3 protein-coding genes are annotated in these 3,092 nt (G+C 36.3%); all 3 read right to left on the bottom strand.

From position 1 onward, the window contains the following. Nucleotides 1-1,199: class I tRNA ligase family protein (locus tag GMD6S_RS10980; RefSeq protein WP_000032178.1), on the bottom strand; the 1,199-nt coding region annotated here is incomplete at its 3' end. Between the two features lie 20 nt (nucleotides 1,200-1,219). After that, nucleotides 1,220-2,920 carry a hypothetical protein gene (locus tag GMD6S_RS10975; protein ID WP_001088062.1) on the bottom strand — a complete coding sequence of 567 codons (1,701 nt, stop codon included), beginning with the start codon at nucleotides 2,918-2,920 and terminating at the stop codon, nucleotides 1,220-1,222. Then, nucleotides 2,913-3,092: GNAT family N-acetyltransferase (locus tag GMD6S_RS10970; RefSeq protein ID WP_000453006.1), on the bottom strand; the 180-nt coding region annotated here is incomplete at its 5' end. The genes GMD6S_RS10975 and GMD6S_RS10970, both read right to left, overlap by 8 nt.

Raw genomic sequence — 3,092 nt, 5'->3', positions numbered from 1 at the left:
ACATTTTCCATCCATTGGAGGAAGGTATCGTTGAAACGAGGTGGGTAGAATTCTACCTTGTCGTCTGTGTCTTGGTTGGCAATGGCATTTTTCGCCAATTGATCCATCTTGACGAACCATTGCGTAGACAAGCGTGGCTCAACCACAACACCTGTACGCTCTGAGTGACCAACACTGTGGACACGTTTTTCGATTTTGACGAGGGCACCAATTTCTTCCAACTTAGCAACGACTGCCTTACGAGCTTCAAAACGATCCATACCTGCAAATTCGAAGGCCAAGTCATTCATGGTTCCATCGTCGTTCATGACGTTGACTTGTGGCAAGTTGTGTCGTTGACCAACCAAGAAGTCGTTTGGATCATGGGCAGGTGTGATTTTCACGACACCAGTACCAAACTCTGGATCAGCGTGCTCATCTCCAACGATTGGAATCAATTTATTAGCGATTGGAAGGATGACGTTTTTACCAATCAAGTCCTTGTAGCGTGGGTCTTCTGGATTGACTGCAACCGCAACGTCCCCAAACATGGTCTCAGGACGAGTTGTCGCAACTTCAAGGGCACGTGAACCGTCTTCTAGCATGTAGTTCATGTGGTAGAAGGCACCTTCCACATCCTTGTGAATCACCTCGATATCCGAAAGGGCTGTACGAGCTGCTGGGTCCCAGTTGATGATAAATTCACCACGGTAAATCCATCCTTTCTTGTAAAGCTCCACAAAGACCTTGCGAACAGCTTTTGACAAACCTTCGTCAAGGGTGAAACGCTCGCGAGAGTAGTCTACAGAAAGCCCCATCTTGCCCCATTGTTCCTTGATAGTCGTCGCATACTCGTCTTTCCATTCCCAGACTTTATCAAGGAATTTTTCACGACCAAGGTCGTAACGGCTGATGCCCTCGCCACGCAAGCGCTCCTCAACCTTAGCCTGAGTCGCAATCCCCGCGTGGTCCATCCCTGGAAGCCAAAGCGTGTCGAAACCTTGCATACGTTTTTGACGGATAATGATATCTTGCAAAGTTGTATCCCAAGCGTGACCAAGGTGAAGTTTCCCAGTTACGTTTGGTGGTGGAATCACGATAGAGTATGGCTTAGCCTTTTTATCGCCTGAAGGCTTGAAAACATCTTCATCAAGCCATTTTTGGTAACGACCAGCCTCAACCTCGGCTGGATTGTATTTAGGTGAAAGTTCTTTAGACATGTGTTTGCTCCTTAATATATTTAAATCAATAGTTTATGATTTATTTGCAGTTCTGGCATAGATATAACTCTACCATTCTTAAAATATTTATAGGGCGTCGTATTGACAGTAACTATTCCAATTTCTATATGAATGAACCTACCAAACTCTGCCTCGAATAGTTCCTTATGTGCCTCAATCTCGGTCTTCAATTTTCGTAGTTTTGAAAACTCTTTATAGATTGAAGTATTAATAATGCTTTTACATTGCCTCATATTTCTTGCTAAACCATAATTTTTTAAATCGTAAATATATAAAGTAGAATTATATACAAAGAATAAGTCAATTTCTCCCATTAATTTCTTTGATTTTATTAAATTTTTTATTTCTTTATGTTTTGATTGATTTAAATAATAATTAGTCCTAGCATTAACATCAATTTTTAAAGCTATATCTTTGAGTTTGGGCAATAAACGCTCGTCAAAATTTTCTTTAATTAATCGTGTCCATTCTTGTCCATTTTTTTTATATAAAATATCTGTTCGTAATATTCTGTATGGAAAATATTTAGCAGATTCCAAAAATGAAAAGACTGGAACTACATCGAAATTCGAAAAGTTTATTAAAGGGGAACGAAACATTCTTTTATTTGGTTCACCTACTAAACTTTCAATTTTATTTCTATAAAACTCTTGATTATTGAGAGTTAAATTTTCAATAATCAATTTAGCAGTATCTACAGATATTCTCTGATTTAAAGCTAAATCATTAACAAGTAAGTCTCTTTCAGCAACACTAACATAGTTATTACCCAGCTTAAAAGCTCTTTCATCATCCGTTACACTCAAATATTTTTCTAAAATTGAAGGCGACACCTTTTTAACTTTTTCAAGGTATCTCATAATAATATCAATTTTTTTATCTCCAATTATAACTATCTCATCTCTCGTTTCGCTAATATATTTAGAAAATTGTTCAAATATTCGGCTTGGAAATACAATTCCTTCTCCTCTGGTGAATTGAATTTCATCTCTTTCTTGTTCTTTTAGAAAAGGTAAAACATCGATATAACTATCTAACTGAATTATTGAAAAAGATAATCCGAACAAATCAAACATAGCTTGAAAATTTATAGACGGAATTTTCTGAAATTGACTATCTTCCAATAATTCCATTGTTAAAAGTTCATTAACAATCAACTCTAAACATGTTTTTAATTCTCCTAAAAACACTCTGGGATCAAAAAAAGTGTATGTGTTTATTCTATTAAACTGCTTAATAAGAAAATCAATGCAATCACGTTCTTCTTGGATAAAATCTGTATTTAAATACATTGTAATTTTACTTAACACGCTTGCTAACAAACTCATCTGAATAATCATGTAACTCCTATCATATAACGATAGACTGTTTCTTATTTTCATCATGATTTCTTTTCTAACACAATTGATTAATTGTTTAATGCCACTGTTGCTCAATGTAAAAGTTTTTGGTATATCTAACTCTAAAAAATGTAGTTCATCCAAATTTTGCCCAATAATTTGATTTGCCTTAGTTTGAAGAGAAGGACGTTTGAATTTTGAAAATAGATTTGGCAATTCATTTTGGGTATTCTCTGATACACTTGAAGCAAAAATTGTTAGCAAAAATTTAAAAATCTCATTATTTTCGTCAAAACCTCCACTAGCATCCAACATATACTTTAGAGTATCTTTATCGAGCTCAATAATCTGACTATTCATTTTTCACCTCCCACTCACTCTTCAGCAAGCCATATATCAGACTGTCACAGCGGTTGCCTTGGGCATCTTTGCGGTCTCTTATGCGAGCTTCTAAGGTAAAGCCAAGTTTCTCTGCGACTCGTTGACTTTGGACATTGTAGCCAAAACAAGTCAGCTCAATCTTGTGAAGACC

The sequence above is a fragment of the Streptococcus sp. GMD6S genome (genome assembly GCF_000297015.1).
Note: the sequence above shows the minus strand (reverse complement) of the source record. Positions and strands in the feature narration are given on the sequence as shown.

What these genes read in the sequence shown, in the direction of transcription:
- GMD6S_RS10975 (WP_001088062.1), bottom strand. Translation starts at nt 2,920, where the DNA reads ATGAATAGTCAGATTATTGAGCTCGATAAAGATACTCTAAAGTATATG.